This is a genomic window from Desulfovibrio sp. 1188_IL3213 (genome assembly GCF_036763145.1).
Taxonomy (GTDB): domain Bacteria; phylum Desulfobacterota; class Desulfovibrionia; order Desulfovibrionales; family Desulfovibrionaceae; genus Desulfovibrio.
In genome coordinates this window covers 1-1,455 of record NZ_JBAIYR010000513.1, presented here as the reverse complement: position 1 = coordinate 1,455, position 1,455 = coordinate 1, and the positions used below count along the sequence as shown (strand labels likewise).

1 protein-coding gene is annotated in these 1,455 nt (G+C 62.7%); it reads right to left on the bottom strand.

All coding sequences use genetic code 11. The annotated features are described in order from the left end of the window. Nucleotides 1-113 precede the first annotated feature (113 nt). On the bottom strand, nucleotides 114-1,455 hold a 1,342-nt coding region (lpdA, locus tag V6C16_RS13170), incomplete at its 5' end, for a dihydrolipoyl dehydrogenase (RefSeq protein ID WP_333543426.1).

The following is a 1,455-nucleotide window of genomic DNA, read 5'->3' as shown; positions in this document are numbered from 1 at the left end:
TTGTGGGGGCTGTGCCGCTTCAAGGCCCCCTCTGCACTCACCAGCTGGCGCTTCAGGCTCAAAACGCGCCCACGGGCGTTACGGCGGATATCAAGGCTGTGTCGCGGCAGAGCTTACGGCCGCGCAGCCTTGTGGCAAAGCTCGTAAAAACCTTCGGCCAGGGTGGGATGGGCGTGAATGGTGTGCGCCACATCGTCAACCTTGGCTCCCATGCGTATGGCCAGTCCGGCCTCGGCAATGAGGTCTGTGGCGTGCGGCCCGCAGAGGTGCGCCCCAAGAATGGTGTTGTTTTCAGCATGGGCCACCAGTTTGAATACGCCGGCGATTTCACCCATGGCATGAGCCTTGCCAAGCTCTCTCACCTGCAAAAGCGTGCAGCGCACGGGCAGGCCGGCAGTCAGGGCCTGTTCTTCCGAAAGGCCCACGCAACCGATTTCCGGCGTGGTGAAAATGGCCGACGGCACAACGCTGTAGTCGCAGGGAGCGGGAGCATCAAGATGGGCCACCACGTGCTCGGCCTCGGCAGAGGCCATGTGGGCCAGCATGATTTTTTCCGGCCCAAGAACGTCACCAATGGCGAATACGCCGGGAACAGAGGTTTGCAGGCAGTCGTCCACCTCAATCCAGCCGCGCGGGGTCACGGCAATGCCCGCTTCGTCAAGGCCGAGGCCTTCGGTGTTGGGTACGCGGCCCACGGTCACAAAAACCGACTCCACGTCCAGCATGGTCGGTTCAACAGGGGCATCGCCCTTGGGGCGCGACGGGCTTACGGCAAGCTTTGCCAGGCCCTGTTCCACAGCGGCGGAGCTTACGGTTTTGCCAAGCTCAACACGAATGCCCGCCTTTTTCATCTCGCGCAACAGCAGCTTGCTCATTTCGCCATCCACCGACGGGATGGGCAGCAGGCGGTCCTGACCCTCAATGACCGTCACCTGCGCGCCGAACGAGCGGAAGATGCAGGCCATCTCGCAACCGATAACGCCGCCGCCCACAATGACGATGCTGGCGGGTACGCGGTCCAGGGCAAGGGCATCGTCGCTGTTGAGGATGTGCCTGTGATCGGCAGGCAGGGAGGGCAGGTTCAAGGGGCGGGAGCCGGTGGCGATAATGACGTTGTCGCCTTCCACAAGAACAGTGCCTTCCTGCGTGCTCACGGCCACTTCCCTGGCGCTGATGACCCTGCCGCGGCCGCGCACAAGGGTGATCTTGAGGCTGGCGCAGGTTTTTTCAAGGCCGGTGGTCAGAAGGCCGATGACGTTTTTTTTGCGCGCCAGCAGGTCAGGCATGGATATGGCGGCATCGGCGTTGCCGGTGATGGCGTAGTTGCCCATGTGGCGTATTTTTTCAAGGGCGTCGGCCGAGCTTTTGAAGGTCTTGGTGGGAATGCAGCCCGTGTGCAGGCATGTGCCGCCCACGGCCGCGCTTTCCACAAGCGTCACGCTATGCCCGGCGCGG